17 protein-coding genes are annotated in these 17,601 nt (G+C 74.4%); 5 read left to right on the plus strand and 12 right to left on the minus strand.

What is annotated here, in order from left to right:
• Positions 1-44 precede the first annotated feature (44 nt).
• On the plus strand, positions 45-1,247 hold the full coding sequence (locus ACFYPD_RS21575; protein WP_387116213.1) for an RNA polymerase sigma factor: 1,203 nt from the start codon (positions 45-47) through the stop codon (positions 1,245-1,247).
• Positions 1,248-1,250: 3 nt separating this feature from the next.
• Here ACFYPD_RS21575 and ACFYPD_RS21580 read toward each other — a convergent pair whose 3' ends face one another.
• The 6 genes from ACFYPD_RS21580 to ACFYPD_RS21605 form a co-directional block, all read right to left on the minus strand.
• Positions 1,251-2,102 (minus strand): SRPBCC domain-containing protein, encoded by an 852-nt coding sequence (locus ACFYPD_RS21580; RefSeq protein WP_387116216.1) that lies wholly within the window; start codon positions 2,100-2,102, stop codon positions 1,251-1,253.
• Complete coding sequence (locus ACFYPD_RS21585) at positions 2,095-2,655, minus strand: helix-turn-helix domain-containing protein (protein ID WP_387116219.1); 561 nt, start codon at positions 2,653-2,655, stop codon at positions 2,095-2,097. Before ACFYPD_RS21585 ends, ACFYPD_RS21580 begins: the two co-directional genes overlap by 8 nt.
• 84 nt (positions 2,656-2,739) lie before the next feature.
• Positions 2,740-3,678: a hypothetical protein gene (locus ACFYPD_RS21590; RefSeq protein WP_387116222.1), complete on the minus strand. Its 939-nt coding sequence runs from the start codon at positions 3,676-3,678 to the stop codon at positions 2,740-2,742.
• Positions 3,675-4,196, minus strand: a complete 522-nt coding sequence (locus ACFYPD_RS21595) for a SigE family RNA polymerase sigma factor (RefSeq protein WP_387116225.1) — start codon at positions 4,194-4,196, stop codon at positions 3,675-3,677. Before ACFYPD_RS21595 ends, ACFYPD_RS21590 begins: the two co-directional genes overlap by 4 nt.
• Before the next feature lie 122 nt (positions 4,197-4,318).
• On the minus strand, positions 4,319-5,662 hold the full coding sequence (locus tag ACFYPD_RS21600) for a class I SAM-dependent methyltransferase (RefSeq protein ID WP_387116228.1): 1,344 nt from the start codon (positions 5,660-5,662) through the stop codon (positions 4,319-4,321).
• Positions 5,659-7,044 carry an FAD-binding oxidoreductase gene (locus ACFYPD_RS21605; protein ID WP_387116231.1) on the minus strand — a complete coding sequence of 462 codons (1,386 nt, stop codon included), beginning with the start codon at positions 7,042-7,044 and terminating at the stop codon, positions 5,659-5,661. Before ACFYPD_RS21605 ends, ACFYPD_RS21600 begins: the two co-directional genes overlap by 4 nt.
• 93 nt (positions 7,045-7,137) lie before the next feature.
• Here ACFYPD_RS21605 and ACFYPD_RS21610 point away from each other — a divergent pair, with 93 nt between their 5' ends.
• The 3 genes from ACFYPD_RS21610 to ACFYPD_RS21620 are packed head-to-tail and all read left to right on the plus strand — an operon-like array spanning position 7,138 to position 8,710.
• Positions 7,138-7,608 (plus strand): aminoacyl-tRNA deacylase, encoded by a 471-nt coding sequence (locus tag ACFYPD_RS21610; protein WP_387116234.1) that lies wholly within the window; start codon positions 7,138-7,140, stop codon positions 7,606-7,608.
• A gap of 39 nt (positions 7,609-7,647) precedes the next feature.
• Complete coding sequence (locus ACFYPD_RS21615) at positions 7,648-7,932, plus strand: DUF427 domain-containing protein (protein ID WP_313722905.1); 285 nt, start codon at positions 7,648-7,650, stop codon at positions 7,930-7,932.
• A 58-nt stretch (positions 7,933-7,990) separates the two neighbouring features.
• Complete coding sequence (locus ACFYPD_RS21620; protein WP_387116237.1) at positions 7,991-8,710, plus strand: RICIN domain-containing protein; 720 nt, start codon at positions 7,991-7,993, stop codon at positions 8,708-8,710.
• 4 nt (positions 8,711-8,714) lie between these two features.
• Here the strand turns inward: ACFYPD_RS21620 and ACFYPD_RS21625 are convergent, their stop codons facing one another.
• Positions 8,715-10,010, minus strand: a complete 1,296-nt coding sequence (locus ACFYPD_RS21625) for an MFS transporter (RefSeq protein WP_387116240.1) — start codon at positions 10,008-10,010, stop codon at positions 8,715-8,717.
• A 52-nt stretch (positions 10,011-10,062) separates the two neighbouring features.
• Between ACFYPD_RS21625 and ACFYPD_RS21630 the strand changes: the two genes are divergently transcribed.
• Positions 10,063-11,052 (plus strand): GlxA family transcriptional regulator, encoded by a 990-nt coding sequence (locus ACFYPD_RS21630; protein WP_387116242.1) that lies wholly within the window; start codon positions 10,063-10,065, stop codon positions 11,050-11,052.
• Positions 11,053-11,089: 37 nt separating this feature from the next.
• Here the strand turns inward: ACFYPD_RS21630 and ACFYPD_RS21635 are convergent, their stop codons facing one another.
• The 5 genes from ACFYPD_RS21635 to ACFYPD_RS21655 all read right to left on the minus strand — a co-directional run bounded on the left by ACFYPD_RS21635 (position 11,090) and on the right by ACFYPD_RS21655 (position 17,536).
• Positions 11,090-11,566, minus strand: a complete 477-nt coding sequence (locus ACFYPD_RS21635) for a hypothetical protein (protein WP_387116510.1) — start codon at positions 11,564-11,566, stop codon at positions 11,090-11,092.
• Positions 11,567-11,764: 198 nt separating this feature from the next.
• Positions 11,765-12,316 carry a hypothetical protein gene (locus ACFYPD_RS21640; protein ID WP_387116245.1) on the minus strand — a complete coding sequence of 184 codons (552 nt, stop codon included), beginning with the start codon at positions 12,314-12,316 and terminating at the stop codon, positions 11,765-11,767.
• A 676-nt stretch (positions 12,317-12,992) separates the two neighbouring features.
• Positions 12,993-14,945: a VWA domain-containing protein gene (locus tag ACFYPD_RS21645; protein WP_387116248.1), complete on the minus strand. Its 1,953-nt coding sequence runs from the start codon at positions 14,943-14,945 to the stop codon at positions 12,993-12,995.
• Between the two features lie 2 nt (positions 14,946-14,947).
• Positions 14,948-16,393: a magnesium chelatase gene (locus tag ACFYPD_RS21650; protein WP_387116250.1), complete on the minus strand. Its 1,446-nt coding sequence runs from the start codon at positions 16,391-16,393 to the stop codon at positions 14,948-14,950.
• A gap of 48 nt (positions 16,394-16,441) precedes the next feature.
• A complete protein-coding gene (locus ACFYPD_RS21655; RefSeq protein ID WP_387116253.1) occupies positions 16,442-17,536 on the minus strand; it encodes a hypothetical protein in 1,095 nt (364 codons plus the stop codon).
• Between the last annotated feature and the right edge of the window lie 65 nt (positions 17,537-17,601).

A 17,601-nucleotide genomic window follows, 5' to 3' on the forward strand; every position in this document is an offset into this window, starting at 1 on the left:
ATTTTTCCCCGGCCTGAAGGCCGGGGCATCCTCCGGAGGTACAGGTGACCGACGCGGCCGGGGCGGTCGCCGACGCGGGCGCCGAGGCGTATCCGCGGATCGTGGCCGCCCTGATCCGCGTCACCGGCGACTGGACCCTCGCCGAGGACTGCGCCCAGGAGGCCCTCGCGGCGGCGCTGGAGCGCTGGCCCCGCCAGGGCGTGCCGGACAACCCGGGCGGGTGGCTCATGACCACCGCCCGCAACCGCGCCGTGGACGTGCTGCGCCGGGCCACCGTGGAACGCCGCAAGCTGCGCGACCTGGCGCTGCTCACCGACCCCGCACCCGCGCGACCGGAGGGAGACGTGGTGGACGACCGGCTGCGGCTCATCTTCACCTGCTGCCACCCGGCGCTGGCGCTGGAGGCCCGGGTCGCGTTGACCCTGCGCACGGTGGCCGGCGTGCCGACAGCCGACATCGCCCGTGCCTTCCTGGTCACCGAGTCGACCATGACCCGCCGGCTCACCCGGGCCAAGGCCCGGATCGCCGCGGCCGGCGTCCCGTACCGGGTGCCGACCGGGCCCGCGCTGGTCGAGCGCCTGCCGGGCGTGCTGGGAGTGCTCTACCTGCTCTTCACCCGAGGGTACGACGCCGACGGCGAGCCGGCGTTCGCCGCCGAGGCGATCCGGCTGACCCGGCTGCTGCACACGCTGCTGCCGGACCAGCCCGAGGCGGCCGGGCTGCTCGCCCTGTTCCTGCTGCACCACTCCCGCCGGGCGACCCGCCGCGACCCGTCCGGCGACCTGCTCACCCTCGACCAGCAGGACCGCACCCGGTGGGACCGGGCCGCCATCGCCGAGGGCGTCGCGCTGCTGGACCGGGCCGGCGACGGCCCGTACGCCCTCCAGGCCCGGATCGCCGCCGCGCACGCCACCGCCCCGACCGCCGCCGAGACCGACTGGCCGGCCATCGCCGGCTGGTACGACACGCTGGCCCTGGTGCACCCGACCCCGGTGGTGCGGCTCAACCGGGCGGTGGCCCACGGATACGCGTACGGCCCCGCCGCCGGGCTGGCCCTGCTCGCCGAGGCCCGGGAGGGCGGAGCGCTGGACGGCTACCCGCCGGCGATGGCCGCCGAGGCCGAGTTGACCGCCCGCCGCGGCGACCCGGTACGCGCCGCCGCGCTGTTCCGGGCCGCCGCCGACGCGGTCCGCTCCGAGCCGGAGCGGCGGGCACTGCTGCGCCGGGCCGCCGAGCTGTCGCCCTGAGGCTCAGGCGTTGCTCGGCATCTCCACGTCGAGCCAGATCGGCTGCCAGTCGGCCACCTCGTGGAAGCGGCGCAGCTCGGCGAGCCCGGCCACGCTCCCGGTCCAGGCCGCGTACGGCGGGTTGCCCTCGTCGAAGCCGGACTGCACGAAGGTCAGCTTCGTCCGGCCGCCGGACTCGGCCAGCTCCCAGGTGCTGACGCCGGTCGGTCCCCAGTCGACGGAGAGCGCGCGGCCCGGCGTCAGGTCGACCACCTTGGCCGCGTAGCCGGCGTCGAAGCCGCCCATGGCGTAGCGGCCGCCCACCCAGGGCTCGATGCCGATGGGGAAGCCGAACCAGGCGCTGGCCTGCTCCGAGTCGGTCAGCGAGGTCCACACCTTGTCCATCGGCGCGTCGATCAGCAGCTCGCCGCGCAGGTCGGCGGAGGTGAAGTCGGTGCGCGGCAGCAGCGGGCGCCCCTCCAGGTGGGCGTTGAGGTTGGCGATCGCGAGCGCCCAGAAGGTCTGCAGGACGCCGCGGATGCTGCTGCCGCTCATCGCCTCCTCGAAGCTGAAGTGGCTCTGCCGCAGGGTCAGGACGGTGCTCCCGTCCTCCGGCGTCAGCTCGAACTCGGTGGTGGTCTCCACCCCGTCGAGCGTCCAGGCGAAGCGCAGCGTCCGCTCGTCGGCGTGCAGCAGGCGCTGCTGCGGCGCGGCGCCCTCGGGCGTGTGGCGGCCCCAGAACTCGTAGCGCCGGGGCAGGTCGACCTCGGCGTGCTCGGCGAGCCACACGCGCAGCTCGGCCGGGTCGGTCAGCGCGCGGCGCACGGTCTCGACGGGTGCGGCGAGGCGGGCCCGGACGGTCAGCAGGTCACTCATGGTTGTCGCCCTTCGGGTAGCAGGCCACGGCGAGTTTGAAGGCGTCTCCCTCGGCGCCGCCGTAGCGGGTGAAAAGGTCCTGCAGCGTCGACTGCAGGTCGTGCAGGAACTCCTGCCGCCGCTCGGCGGGCACCCGGATCTCGCCGGAGACACCGATCGACGGCAACTCGGGGGCGGTGCGGTCCAGCGCGGCGATGTCGGCCTGGACCTCCTCCATGAGGTCGAGCAGGTAGCCCAGGCTCAGCTCGTCCTGCGCCCGGCGGGCACCGCCGATCCGGCCGACCAGCCGGGGCGAGAGCCAGTAGGACCGGGCGACGGCCTGGTAGATGCCCTCGCTGATGCCGCGCACCCGCCGCTCGGCGACCTGCTCGGCCAGCCCGGCCGCGACCAACTGCTTGACGTGGTAGTAGACGCGCTGCGGCGTCTGCTCGAGCCGGGCCGCGATCTCGGTGCAGGTGCGGGGCTCGGCGAGTTGCCGCAGCACCTCGATCCGCTGCGGCTTGAGCAGGGCTTCGGCCTGCTCGCGCTGTTCCAGGTACAGGACGTCTCTCATGGCAAAATCAGTTTGTACGTACAAAACTTCTTTGTCAATAGGTTCGACGAGAGGCCGCGCGAGTCGCGCGGCCTCTCGTGCTGCCTACTTGCCCAGGACGACGACGTGGGCCGGTGGCTCCACCTTCACCGGCAGGCCGTAGCCGGACAGCTCGATGACCACCTTGAGGCGGACGGTGTAGTCCCTGCTCCGGGCCATCCCGGACTTGCGGTCGTAGGCCACCTTGGCGATCCGGTCGTCGGCACCGACCGTCACCTCGCCGACGAGGCGGTCGGCGACGATCTCCCCGGAGGCATCCGGCACCGAGACCTCGAAGTGGTAGACGCCGTCGGCCTTCTCCGTGACCGTGGCGCCGGCCTGGCGCAACATCCGGAGCAGCCCCACTGGACTCGCGGAAGCCCCCATGCCGCCGCCCATCGCCATGTCGTAGTTGAGGTTGTCCTGCTTCTCCTTGTCCCGGCTCCACACGATCTTCCCGTTGTCGGGATCGGCGCCGTCTCGGGCCCCGACGTACCGGACGCCGTCGATCAGGCGCTCGTGCTCGAAGCCCGCCACGATGGCGGGACGGAGTTGCCCCTTGTACGGCGATTCCAGATAGCCGGTGGCCGTCGCCGGATCGAAGGCTCCGGTGGTGACCCACCGCTCGCTCACCGGCTCCGGCAGCTCACCCTTCGGCGGGGGCTCGTTGAGCGAGGTGGTGGTGACCTTCACCCGGTAACTGATGTTCTCGCTGGCCGCTGCGGCCGCGGCGAGGCGCAGCTGCGGCGACTGCGGGCTCGCCGCGGGCGCCGGCCGCCCGGCGACCGGCCCGGACGCACCGGTGCCGCCGCCCGCGCCGACGGTCAGCGCCGCCGTCAGCGCACCGGCCACCCCGACCACCCCCGCGGCGTACGCGGTGCGGTGCAGGGCGGTGCGCCGCCGGTGCCGGCGGGTGGCCGCGCCGAGCACGTCACGGGTGGGCGTCAGGCCGATCGCCCGGTCCCGCATCCCGGCGACGAGCTGGTCCTCGAGGTCGGTGGTCATCTGCGTGCTCCGTTCATCCCGGCGCCTTCGAGCGCCCAGTCGGCGGTGAGTTCACGTAGCCGGGTGAGCCCCCGGGAGGCGGTCGACTTGACCGTGCCGACCGAGCAACCGAGCAGCTCGGCGGCCTCCGCCTCGCTCAACTGCTCCCAGTAGCGGAGCACGAGCACGGCCCGCTGCCGGGGCGGCAGCAGATTCAGGGCCTGGACGAGCGCCTGCCGCAGGTGCAGCACGTCGGTGCCGTCCGGCTGGCCGGGCGGTTCCACCTCCGCCAGCACCTCCGGCCGGCGCCGGCGCAGTCGCCACCGGTCCACCGCCAGGTGGTACAGGGTGCGGCGCAGGTAGCCCTCCGGGTCGCCGTGCACCCGGTGCCAGTTCCGCATCAGCCGTTCCAGCGCCGCCTGCACCAGGTCCTCCCCGGCGACGCGGCTACCGGTCAGCAGCACCGCCGTCGCGAGCAGGGCCCCACCGCGCTCGGCGACGAGGACGTCCAGCCCTTCGAAGCGCTTCTTCCGCCACACCGGCTCTCCTTCCGTCGCCACCAAGGACGACGAGAAACGCCCGGAGGTTGACCGGCCGGACCGACCAGTTTCACGACGAAAGGCCGCGCGGTCCGCGCGGCCTTTCGTGGAACCAGAACCCGTCAGGGCGTCCAGTCGGGACGCAGCGGGTAGCCGTTCTCCCCCTGCCGGCCGTTGTGCGTGGCGAGCACCTGGTGCAGCTGGATGCCGTTGCGCTCGAAGGCCATCCGGGAGCCGGCCATGTAGAGCCCCCAGACCCGGGCGGTGCCCACGCCCACCTCGCCCACGCAGAAGTCCCAGTGCTCGACGAGGTTGCGGCACCAGCCGGCCAGGGTCAGCGCGTAGTGCTGGCGCAGGTTCTCCTCGTGGTGCACCTCCAGCCCGGCGTCGTGGATCTCGCTGATCAGCCGGCCCGGGCCGGCCAACTCGCCGTCCGGGAAGACGTAGCGGTCGATGAACGCGCCGGAACGGTGCGGGGCCCGGTTGTCCGCCCGGGTGATGCAGTGGTTGAGCAGCCGGCCGCCCGGCTTGAGCCGGCTGCGCAGCGCCCCGAAGTAGGCCGGGTAGTTGCGCACCCCGATGTGCTCGGTCAGCCCGATCGAGGAGATCGCGTCGAACTGCTCACGCGGGGCGTCCCGGTAGTCCAGGTGGCGCACCTCGGCCAGGTCGCCCAGCCCCTCCCGCTCGATCGCCGCCTGCGCCCACTCGGCCTGCGCCCGCGACAGGGTGACACCGAGCGCCTTGACGCCGTATTCGCGCGCCGCGTGCCGCACCATGCCGCCCCAACCGCAGCCGACGTCGAGCAGCCGCATCCCCGGCTTCAGCGCCAGCTTGCCCGCGACCAGGTCGTACTTGGCCCGCTGCGCCTCCTCCAGCGTGTCGGTGGGGCTGCGGAAAACCGCGCAGGTGTACGTCATCGACGGGCCGAGCACCTTCTCGTAGAAGGCGTTCGAGACGTCGTAGTGGTGCGAGATCGCGTTGCTGTCCCGGGTCCGGGAGTGGCGCAGCCCGTTCACCATCCGCTTCCAGCGCGGCGCGGCCTCCTGCGGCGGGGGCGGCGGGGGCAGCAGCCGTTCCCAGCCGAGCCCCTTGACCAGGGCGAGCGCCTCGGCCACCGGCGGCATCCGCAGCGGCATCTCGTCCTTGAGCACCCGTAACGCCTCGTACGGGTCGCCCGGGTGGACGCCCTCCAGCCCGAGGTCGCCGCTCACGTAGGCCCGGGCCATGCCCAGGTCACCCGGTGCGGTGAGCAGGTAGGACAGCCCGCGTTCGGAACGGATCGCCAGGGTCATCCCGGCGTCGGCCGGGCCGACCGCGCTGCCGTCGTATCCGGTGATGCGCACGGGCAGGTCGCCCGTGGTGACCGCACGGATCACGTCCGCCACGGTCGGTCCGCCACGCCGGCCCCCCGCCGGCGGGCCGGCCGGGGCACTCGCCGCCCCGGGTGTTCGGTCGGTCAGACTCATGCTCGCGCTACCGCCTTTTCGTACAGTCCGGTCAGCCGGTGGTCCGGGTCGTAGTGTTCCTTCACGGCGCGCCAGGTCTCCCCGCCGTAGAGCCGGTCGAACGCTGCCCGGTCGTAGTACGCGTCGGAGTAGAGCGACTTGTGGCCGCCCGCCTCCGACACCGCGTGCTCGATCTCCCGGTTGACGTCGCCGTCGGCGGCGCCCTCGGCGATCGGCACGCTCCCCCAGAAACCGATGTTCACATAGGTTTCGCCCGGTTGGAGGGGATACAGCGGCCAGGCCCGGGCGGATCCCGGACCGGCCGGCTCCCGCAGCCGCAGCGGGCAGAGCCACACCGGGGTCATCCCCACCGTCCCGGCGAACCAGCGCAGGAACTCGGCGGTGCCGGCGAGCGGGATCTCCACGTCCTGCACCACCCGCTCCCGGGCCGGCCGGCCCCGCCAGCGGTCGATCCGGGCGGCCACCTGATGCCGGTGCTCCAGCCGCACCAGCCGGTGGTAGAAGTCGCTGCGCCGGTAGCGCTGCGGCCAGAGCCGGCGGACCACCGGGTTCTGCACCCCGAACGCCGCCGAGCACCAGAACCAGTCGGTGTCCCAGCGCCACAGGTAGTCGTAGGTGGTGAGCACGTCCCGGGTGCGCCCGCGCAGCGAGCGGTAGTAGATGTCCTGGCCGGTGTAGTCGCTCGGCGGGCCGTCGGCCTCGTCGGTGAACGTGGCGAGCACCAGGTACGCCTCGCCGGGGCTGAACATCACCCCGTCCATCCCGTCGACCGGCTCACCCTCCCAGGAGCCCTTGGCGACCACCTCGGCGATCGCGTCGGTCAACTCCTCCAGCCGGCTGAACCGGATGTTGCGCAGCGCCACGTGACGGCGGACCGGCTGCAGCTCGATGCGCAGCCGGGTCGAGTAGCCGAGGCTGCCCAGCGAGTTGGGGAAGGCCCGGAAGAGGTCGGCGTGCTCGCCCACCGGCCGGGCGGTGACGAGCTCGCCGGACCCGGTGAGGATGTCCAGTTCGGTCACCGACTCGTGCGGCAGCCCGTTGCGGAACGAGGTGGACTCGATGCCCAGCCCGGTCACCGCGCCGCCGAGGGTGATCGTGCGCAGTTGCGGCACGACCAGCGGCATGAGGTGGTGCGGCAGGGTCGCGTCGACCAGGTCCTCGTAGGTGCACATGCCCTGCACGTCGGCGGTCCGGGCATCCGGGTCGACGGAGAGCACCCCGGTCAGCCCACTTACGTCCAGGCCGGGGGTGCGCGGCGCGGATCGGGGTCGGAAGAGGTTGGAGGTTTGCTTGGCCAGCCGTACGGGTTCTCCGGCGGGCACCGCGGCGTAAGACCGCCGCAGCGCGTCCACCGCCCGCTCATGATCACGGACAGCGTGCATGAGATGACCTTACGCCTGGCTACGACAATTCGTGGGATGTCCACGGTGGCCTTTTGGCGGCCGCCCGGAGATCCACGGGTTACCGTGGCGGACATGCCGTCCCCCGCGTTCACCGCCCTGGACGCCGCCGGCCTGCCCTACCGGGTGATCCGCCACGGCCCGGTGCGCAGCCTCGCCGAGGCGGCGGCGGCGCGCGGCGTCCCGGTCCCCGACGTGGTCAAGACGATCGTGGTCCGGCGCGGGGAGGACGACCACCTGTTCGTGCTCACCCCCGGCGACCGGGTCGTCTCCTGGCCGAAGCTGCGCCACCTGCTCGGGGTCAGCCGCATGTCCATGCCGGACGCGGAGGCCGCCCGGGCGGTCACCGGTTACGAGCGGGGCACCATCACCCCGTTCGGCGCCAGCACCGCCTGGCCCGTGGTCGCCGACGAGCGGCTGCAGGGCCGGGAGATCACCCTCGGCGCGGGCGAGCACGGGGTGGCAGTCGCGCTCGACGCCGACGCCGCCCTGGCCGCGCTCGACGCGACCGTCGCCGACGTCACCGACCCCGCACCGGCCCGCTGAGCGGTGGCCGACGCCCGGCCGCCGGCATAGCGTGGAGACATGCCGAAAGCCGTCTGGAACGACCTGGTCGTCGCGGAGAGCGACGACACCGTGCTGGTCGAGGGCAACCACTACTTTCCCCGTTCGGCCCTGCGCGACGACCTGATCCGCGACTCCGACACCCACACGGTCTGCCCGTGGAAGGGCACCGCCTCCTACTACACGCTCGAACACGCGGGCGCCACCAGCCCGGACGCCGTCTGGTACTACCCGGACCCGAAGCCGGACGCGGAGATGGTGCGCGACCGCGTGGCGTTCTGGAAGGACGTCCGGGTCGTCGACTGAGTCACCCGGCCGCCGGGGCGACTGGCTCTCGACCCTCCCGGTGGGTCAGGATGCCCCCATGGCAGACCCACGCACCGATCCGTCCGGCACGGTCTACGGCGGCCGCCGGCCGGCCCGCCGCGGGCTGCCGCAGGACCCGCTGATGCGGATCGCGCTGGGCGTCGCCGTGGTCGGCGTACTCCTGGGCGTGTTCTTCGCCACCGGCGTGCTCGGCGGCGGCGGCGACCGGCCGGTGGTGCCGGCGGCGGCCGTGCCGACCCCGGCGGCGAGCGAATCGAGCCCGGCCCCGGCCACGACGGCGGCCGCCCCCACCACGGCGGCGCCCTCGCCGAGCGCCGCGCCGACCACCCCGGCGGCCCCCGCGGCCACCCCGAAGGTGATCCGCGGGGTCCCCTCCGGCCTCTGCGTCGGGGTGACCGGCGACGACCCCGAGGGCGCGGACGCGGCGCTGGCCGACTGCACCGGCGGGCCGGAGCAGCAGTGGGTGGTCACCCCGGTGGCCGCCGACACCTACGTCCTGGTCAACGCGACCAGCGGGAAGTGCCTGGACGTGGACGGGCAGCGCGCCGACGACGGGGTGGTCGTGCAGCAGTGGTCCTGCAACGGCCAGGCCAACCAGCAGTGGAAGCTCAACCCGACCGGGTCGGGTCCGGTGCTGCTGGTCGTCGTGCACAGCGGCAAGTGCGCGCAGGTCGACGACGCCGGCACCCAGGCCGGGAGCCCGCTCGAACAGGCCCCCTGCAACGGCGCGCCCGAGCAGCAGTGGGCGGTCGGCTGACCAATCAGCCCCGGTAGCTCCAGGCCCGCCGGCCGACCGCCACGGGGAGCGCGAACGCCGGCTCGTCGCCGCGGCGGCGTAGCAGCAGGGAGAGCCCGGCCGCGCCGATCGACAGGGCGCCGGCGACGTACCAGGCGGCGGCGTAGTCGCCGAGCCGGTCGCGGACCACGCCGGCCCCGGTGGCGGCGAGCGCCGCGCCGACCTGGTGGGCGGCGAACACCCAGCCGAAGACCACGGCGCCGGACGCGCCGAACCACTCCCGGCACAGCGCCACGGTGGGCGGCACGGTGGCCACCCAGTCCAGGCCGTAGAAGACGATGAAGACCAGCATGCTCGGCCGCGCGGAGCCGGCGAAGAGGCTCGGCAGCACCAGCAGCGAGGCGCCGCGCAGCGCGTAGTAGGCGCCGAGCAGCAACCGGCTGTCCACCCGGTCGGTGAGCCAGCCGGAGGCGACCGTGCCGGCGATGTCGAAGAGCCCGACCAGGGCGAGCAGGCCAGCCGCAGTGGTCTCCGGCATGCCGTGGTCGTGCGCGGCCGGCACGAAGTGGGTGCCGACCAGGCCGTTCGTGGTCGCACCACAGATCGCGAAGCCGCCGGCCAGCAGCCAGAACGGCCGGGTCCGCGCGGCGGCGGCCAGCGCACCGACCGCCCGGGCGGCCGCCCCGCCCGCCGGCGGCGTCGGGGCCACCACCTCGGTCGCGCCGTAGGCGGGCAGGTCGAGATCCGCCGGGTGCTCGCGGAGCAACCACACCACCAGGGGTACGACCGCCAGCGCGGCCCCGGCCACGACCAGCGCCGCCGGCCGCCAGCCGTGATCGCGCACCAGCACGGCGACCAGCGGGAGGAAGACCAGCTGGCCCGCCGCCCCGCCCGCGGTGAGCACGCCGGTGACCAGGCCCCGCCGCTTGACGAACCACCGCCCGGTGACCGTCGCCACGAAGGCCAGCGCCATCGAGCCGGTGCCCAGCCCCACCAGTACGCCCCAGCAGAGGATCAGCTGCCAGCTCGCGGTCATCCCCACGGTCAGCGCGCTGCCCAGCGCGACCAGCAGCAGCGCGCCGGCCACCACGCGGCGGATGCCGAACCGGTCCATCAGCGCGGCGGCGAACGGGGCGGTGAGCCCGTAGAGCATGAGGTTGACCGAGACGGCGGCGGAGATGGTGGCCAGCGGCCAGCCGAACTCGGCGTGCAGCGGGTGCAGCAGCACCCCCGGGGTGGCGCGGAAGCCGGCGGCGCCGACCAGGGCGACGAACGAGACGCCGGCCACGAGCCAGGCCGGATGCAGACGGTGTCGGGTCACGCTCCGAGTCTCGGCGGGGCGGGCCGGCACGACGAGTGGCCGGAAAGCCATCATGCGCAATAATCGGGCCATGGCTCCGCACCGCATCGCCGTCCTCGCCCTCGACGGGGTGGTCGGCCTCGACCTCGGCACCCCGGCCCAGGTCTTCGGCACCGCCCGCACCGCCGACCGGAACCCGCCCCTCTACGCCGTCGAGACCTGCACCCCCGGCGGGCGACCGGTCCGCAGCACGGCCGGCTTCCAGGTCCTCCCCGACCACGGCCTGGAGCTGCTGGACTCCGCCGACACGGTGCTCGTCCCCGGCATCCACGACGGCCCGCCCCTGGTCGACGGGACGCTGGACCCGGAGGTGGCGGCGGCGCTCCGCGCCGCCCACGACCGGGGCGCCCGGATCATGTCGATCTGCACGGGCGCGTTCGTGCTGGCCGCGGCCGGCCTGCTCGACGGCCGCCCGGCCACCACCCACTGGGCGTACGCGGACCGGTTCCGCCGCCTGCACCCCGGCGTGGCCCTCGACCCCGACGTGCTCTTCCTCGACGACGGCGAGGTGCTCACCTCGGCCGGGGTGGCCGCCGGCATCGACCTCTGCCTGCACGTCATCCGCACCGACCACGGCAGCGCGGTGGCCAACCGGTCGGCCCGGCGCTGCGTGGTGCCCCCGTGGCGCGACGGCGGCCAGGCCCAGTACATCGAGCGCCCGGTGCCCCGGACCGCGGAGACCGGCACCGCGGCCACCCGGGAGTGGGCCCGGCAGCGGCTGCACGAGCCGGTCGCCCTGCCCGACCTGGCCGCGCACGCCCGGATGAGCGTGCGCACCTTCACCCGGCACTTCCGCTCCGAGACCGGACTCAGCCCGGCGCAGTGGCTGCTCCAGCAGCGCACCGAACACGCCCGGCTGCTGCTGGAGACCACGCACCTGACGGTCGACCAGATCGCCCGGCACGCCGGGTTCGGCACCACCGCCGCCCTGCGGCAGCACTTCCACTCGCGGGTCGGCGTCGCGCCGACGGCCTACCGCCGCACCTTCCGCCCCACCCCCTGACCCGGCCGTTCGTCGGCTCGGTGGCCGACCGCTGCGGTCAGGCCAGGTGGGGTTGCCGGCGGAGGGCGCGGAGCTGGGCCAGGTGCATGGGAAGGTGCACGCGGGTGTGCAGGTCCAGGGCCCGGCCCCAGGGCAGGGACTCGTCCACGTCCAGGTCGAAGCCCTCCCGCAGCACGGTGTCGACCGGGGTCTCGGCGGCCGGACCCAGCCGGTCGGCGAGGGTGCAGAGCTTCTGGCTGGTGGCCCGGAGCAGGGCGGCCAGCCCGTCCAGCCCGCCGCACTCGGAGACCAGCGCGTCGAGCTGCGGCCGGTGGATGGTCTCCAGGTCGTAGTAGGCGAACGGCGAGCCGACCAGCACCGCCTCGGTCGCCTCGCTCATCAGCTCGTCGTTGGCGGCGAGGTGCGCCACGATCTGCTCGGCGCTCAACTCCCCGTCCGGGGGTGGCCCGAACCCGCCCCCGTCCACTTCCGCGAGCACCGACTCGTACGCCCGCCGCAACGCCGCGGCGTCCACCTCGTCCATGCCCGCATCCAACCCCCGCCCCCGGCGCCCGCACCGCGGTTACCCCACCCTCGTCACCCGGACGGGGGCGTTCCCTCCCGATCTTGGTGAGTTTCCGTACGTTGCTGACTGCAACTTGCCGCCAAGGTCCGGATACGCCGCTGGCCGGCACCCCGTTGTTGGGGTGCCGGCCAGCGGTCGTTGTTCGGGTCAGCTGTTCCAGTGCTGGTGGACGATGTCGGTGGCCTGCTGCTCCCACTGCGCGTAGGCGTCCGGGTAGGCCGAGACCTGCACGGTCTGCGCGGCCTCGGTCAGCGGCATGTCCTGCCAACCGTCGACCTGCTTCAAGCCCTTGAGGAACGCCAGCGTCGAGTACTCGGGGTTGGTGATCTGCTCCGGCGTGCCCCAACCCGAGGTCGGGCGCTGCTGGAACAAGCCCAGCGAATCGTGATCGTTGGCGTCACCGAGGTGGCCCAGGTTCTCCAGCTTCGACTCCTGCAGGCTCGTGGCGATCGAGATGACCGCGGCCCGCTCGGGCAGGCCGGCCTTCTTCGTCGCCGCGATGATCGCCTTGGCGTTGGCGGTCTGCTCGTCGTTCAGGTCAATCTTCGACTGGGCGCCCTGCACAGACACGGCGACCGCAGCCGGCTTGCCCTCAACGGGGCGGGCGTCGGCGTGGGCGGCGACCGGACCGGCGAAGACGCCACCGGTGAAGGCCAGACCAGCAATACCCAGCACGCTCTTACGCAGCATCGTGTTCACGGGGGTAGCTCCATTCGGGGGTTGGCGCACACACGCCGACGGGGGTCGACTCAAGGTGGTGTGCGCAAGCACCGTCAGGCGCTCAAGGAAAGTCTTGGGGGGATCATCCAGCGCGCGGGGCGAAGCCACTTCGCGGCGCCGGGACCATGTACAACGACCGCCGGCCCACCAACATTCCGGGGGCTGGGCACCCACCTCGGCGGGCGGCCCCAGGTAGCGGGACACCCCGCGGGGGCGGGAGCGGTCCTCGGTCGTTCACCCGTATACAACGACCCCCACCCGCCGGCCATTCCGCCGCCGGGATGCCGCCGGTCACCCCACGAACCGGACACCCCGCCCAGGGCGGGACGGTCGGTGGAACGCCATGGAGGTATCCCGGCCCGGGAGACACACATGGCGTTCCACTCGCCGCCCGAGCCAGGGCGGCAACCGGACATTCACCCCAGGCCGCCACCAACCAGAGTCGCCCGCCAGCTCGCCAGCCGCGCCGCCGGCCGGTCGGCCACCCGCTCGGCCCCTCTGCTCTGCTGCCCCGAAGCATCCGGGACCTCCGGCGTTGCGTGGGGGGCTGCAGAGCAAAGGGCGGTGGCGGGGCACCTGTCACCCGCGCCGGGACGGTCGGACCTGATCCGTCCCGACCTGGCCTCAGGGCGCGAACAGGGGCAGGACGTCGAGTTCAGCGGCGGCCGTGGCGGGCCCGGAGGTAGTCGGAGACGACGTACTCGCCGAGGTCGTCGAGGTCGGGGGTGAACATCCGGCCCTTGGACCGGCGGGCCACCGCGTCCACGAAGCGGCGCAGGCCCGGGTCGTCGCCGAGCATGAACAGGTTCAGCGTGGCGCCGTACCGGGTCAGCTTGTCCACCTCGCGGATGGTCGCCTCGATGGTCTCCGGCAGCGGCGGCCAGTGGAAGTACGCCTCGCCGCCCTCCGGGTCGAGGTGGGCGGTGGGCTCGCCGTCGGTGACCACGAGCACGACCGGTTCGGCGCCCGGGTGCCGGCGCAGGTGCCGCCCGGCCAGCCGCAGCGCGTGCTGGAGGTTGGTGCCCTGCTCCATGTCCGGCTCGACCGCGGCCAACTCCTGCTGGGTCAGCGGCATGGCCTCCCGGCCGAACCCGACGATCTGCAGGGCGTCCTGCGGGAAGCGGGTCGCCATGAGATGCGACAGGGCCAGCGCGGTCTGCTTCATCGGCCCCCAGCGCCCCTGGGAGATCATCGAATACGACAGGTCGACGCAGAGCGCCACCGCCGCCGACGCCCGCCGCTCGGTCTCCATCACCTCGAAGTCCTCGACCGCGAGCTGCACGGGCACCCCGGGGCCGGCCCGGCGGACCGCGCGGGTGAGGGTGCGCACCACGTCGAGGGGCTGCTCGTCGCCGTACTCCCACTGCCGGGAGGCGCCGCTGACCTCGCCGGCCGCGCCCGCGGAGCGCAGGTCGTGCTGGCCGCGCGGGCCGGCGGTCAGGTCGGCGAAGACCCGTCGCAGGGCGGTGCCGGCGAGCCGGCGCAGCGCCTTCGGGCTCAACGTCAGCCCCTCGGCGTCCCGGGTCACCCAGCCCTGCCGGCGCAGCTCACGCTCCAACTCCTGCAGCCGGCGTACGTCGTCGGCGGCGTCCCGGCCCAGCGTCCGGGCGACCGTCTCGACGTCGACGTCGTCCAGGGTGGCGCCGGGGTGGTCCTGGTCGAGGGAGTCGAGCAGCCCGTCCAGCTCGGCGATCTCGCCGAGCGCGCCGGTGGCCTCGCCGTAGCCGAGGGGCTGGTCGCCCCGGACCCGCTCGCCGCGGCGCCAGTTCAGGTCGGGGCGCAGCGACCGCAGGTGGGCGTCGAGCTGGGACAGTTCCCCGGCCAGCTGCTCGCCGAGGGACTGGCGCATCAGCCCGGCCAGTTCCTCGCGCTGCCGGTCCGACAGCGACCGCATCAGTCGCTCCCCGGCCGCCGACCGGCGGGCCAGCACGTCGATCAGCTCGTCGACGTCCGTCGGGCGCTCCGGGAAGAACTCGCCGTGCCGGCGCATGAACTCGGCGAACGCGTCGGTGGTGTCCTCCGACCGGGCGTGCCGGGCGAGCAGGTCGTTGAGGTCGCGCATCATCTCGGCGAGCTGCCGTTGGGCGGCCGGGTCGGCGGCGGCCCGGGTCGCGTCGCGCAGCCCGGCGAAGCGCTGCTCCAGCACCTCGCCGCGCAGCCCGTCGAGGATCCGCTGGTAGCTGGCGCGCGCGTCGTCGCTGGCCCAGTCGTAGCCGGACAGCTCCTCGACGGCGCGGGCGGTCGAGCGGGGCAGGTTGTCCAGCACCGCCTCGGCGAAGCGGGCGTCGTCGCCGTCCCGCCCGCGCAGCTCCTCCCGCTCGGCGGCGAGGGCCTGGTCGAGCAGGGCTTGCGCGCGGGTCACCGCGCCGTCCAGGTCGCCCCGGCGCAGCGCCTCCCGGCGCAGGCGGCGGGCCCGGGCGGCCAGGTCGTCCAGGCCGCCGCGCCCCTGCGGGCCACGCCGCAGCAGGTCGCGCAGCGCCTCCCGCAGGCTGCCGCCGGCGAGGACCTCCGAGCCGACCGCGTCCACCGCGGCGCGTACGTCGTACGGCGGGGCGAGCGGGTCGGGCCCGCCGCGCCACTGGCCGTATCGGAACCGGTTACCGGCCACAGTCAGCCCCGGCCGCCGTAGACGGTGCGCCCGGACTCGGTGACGTCCTTGCCCAGCCGGCGGGTGAGGTGCAGCCCCTCCAGGACGAACTCGATCCCGGCGGCGGCCTCCTCGGGGGTGGGCGCGTCGCCGAGGCCGAGCCGGTCGAGCACCTTGGCCAGCCCGGGGACGGTGCCGACCTGGCGGAGCAGCTCGGCCGAGGAGACCAGCTCGCCGGTCTCGATCTCGGTGCCCTCGGCGACCAGCGCGGTGAACCCGGAGAGGTCCAGCCCGGCCAGCCGGCCCCGGAACGTCTCGGCGGTGGCGGTCCGCAGCAGGTGGCCGAGGACCTCGATCTCCCGCCCCTCCTCACCGCTCTCGAACTCGACCTTGCCGCGCAGGGTGGAGGTCACCGAGGCGGCGTCGCCGACCCGGGCGACCGGGGCCTCGTTGGCGGAGGCGCCGAGCAGGCCGGCGCGGCGCAGCGCGGCGGCGGCGACGGTCTCGGCGGCGGCGATGGCGAAGCGGGCGGAGACGCCGGAGCGCGGGTCCACGGACGGCGACTCCCGGACGGCGCGGGCGAACCGCGCGAGCACCTCCAGCACGTGCTCGGGAACGGTGGCGACCAGGTCGGCCTCCTGGCGGATCAGGGCCAGCTCCAGCTCCAGCTCCAGCGGGTAGTGGGTGCGGATCTCCGCGCCGAAGCGGTCCTTGAGCGGGGTGATGATCCGGCCCCGGTTGGTGTAGTCCTCCGGGTTGGCGCTGGCCACCAGGAGGAGGTCCAGCGGCAGCCGGAGCTGGTAGCCGCGGACCTGGATGTCCCGTTCCTCCAGCACGTTGAGCAGCGCCACCTGGATGCGTTCGGCCAGGTCGGGCAGCTCGTTGACGGCGAAGACGCCCCGGTTGGTGCGTGGCACCAGTCCGAAGTGGATGGTCTCCGGGTCGCCGAGGGTACGCCCCTGGGCGAGCCGGACCGGGTCGACGTCGCCGATCAGGTCGCCGACGCTGGTGTCCGGGGTGGCGAGCTTCTCGCCGTACCGCATCGAGCGGTGCAGCCAGCCGATCGGCAGGTCGTCACCGCGCTCGGCGACCAGGGCGCGGGACGCCGGGGTGAGCGGGTGCATCGGGTGCTCGTTGAGCACCGAGCCGGGGATCACCGGGGTCCACTCGTCGAGCAGCGCGCCGAGCGAGCGGATGAGCCGGGTCTTGCCCTGGCCGCGCTCGCCGAGCAGCACCATGTCGTGCCCGGCGAGCAGGGCCCGCTCGACCTCGGGCAGCACCGTGTCCTCGTAGCCGACGATGCCGGGGAAGCGCTCCTCGCCGGCGCGCATCCGGGCGAGCAGGTTGTCACGGAGTTCCTGCTTGACCGTGCGGTGGCGATGGCCGGACGCCCGCAGCTCGCCGAGCGTGCCGGGCAGGTCGGCGGGCGGGACCGGGAGAACCTGGTTGGGCGCAGTCACCCGACCCACGCTATCTCGGCCGGGTGACCGCGCGCTTCCTTCCGGACGGCGGGGCCGTCACGGACGGGGGACGGGCCGCCCGCAGCGGGCGCAGGCGCCCCGTCGCCGCAGGTGGTACGCCAGGGTCGCCGCCCCGAGCGCGACGCCCCAGAGCGGCCAGAGCAGCATCGGCGCGGAGGCGAGACTGAACCCGCCGGTCATCCGCCAGAACTCCGAATTGCTCATCAGCCCGAGCGTGGCCGCCGTCACCGACACCGCGACCAGCGTCGCCGGGACGACCGCCAGCCGGATCGGCACCCGCCGGCCGGCCAGCCCGACCATCCAGCGGGGGAACCGCTCGCCCCAGGGGCGGACCAGCCCGAGGGTGAGGATCGCCCCGACGGTGGCGAATCCGCCCAGCCCGGCGCCGGCCCAGACCAGCCCGGTCTCCCGCATCTCGGCGAGGAAGTCCCGGGAGATGCCCAGCGGGATGCCGGCCGCCCAGGCGAACCGGGTGACCGCGTACCCGAACGGGATGACGGCGGCGGTGTACGCGGCCCAGCGGCCCCAGCGGGCGGCCGAGGCGGGCGAGGTCCAGCCCCGCTCGTCGTCGTCCCGGCCGCAGGCCGGGCAGGCGCCGGCGGTCCGGCGCTGCCACAGCAGCAGCGCCCCGGCCAGCAGGACGCCCCCGACGAGGGCGGCGCACCGGGCGCCCAGCGGCCAGTCGAAGACCTGCCCGTAGTCGACCGGCGGCCAGCCGAACGGCGCGCCGACGATCAGGATCGGCAGGTAGCCGAGCACGATCAGCACCCGGGCGTCCGGGACCACCACGGCCAGCGCGAACACGACCGCCCAGCCGTAGCCGAGCAGCAGCGCGCGGGGCAGGCCGGGCCGGCGTACCGCGGCCGAACCGCTCATGGCGAGCGCCGCCACCGCCGCGAGCAGCAGCACCCCGGCGAAGAGCGGCGCGCCGACGTCCACCGGCACGAGCCGGAGCAGGCTGACGTCGCCGCCGTGCGGGTCGTTGGCGCCGAACGGGTAGCCGGCGCCGGTCAGGGTCGAGAGCAGGGCGAGCACGCCCCAGCCGCCGAGCCAGGCGGCGGCGAGCGGGGCGGCCAGGTCGAGCCGCGTCCGGGCGGCCCGACGGGGTGGGGAATCGGTCGTTGTCGTCATGCCCTCAGCGTCGGCCGGCCGACCCTCGGATCCCTCCCGCGCCGGGGTGGACCGCCTCCCCTACG

The organism is Micromonospora sp. NPDC005299 (assembly GCF_042872345.1).
Classification (GTDB): domain Bacteria; phylum Actinomycetota; class Actinomycetes; order Mycobacteriales; family Micromonosporaceae; genus Micromonospora.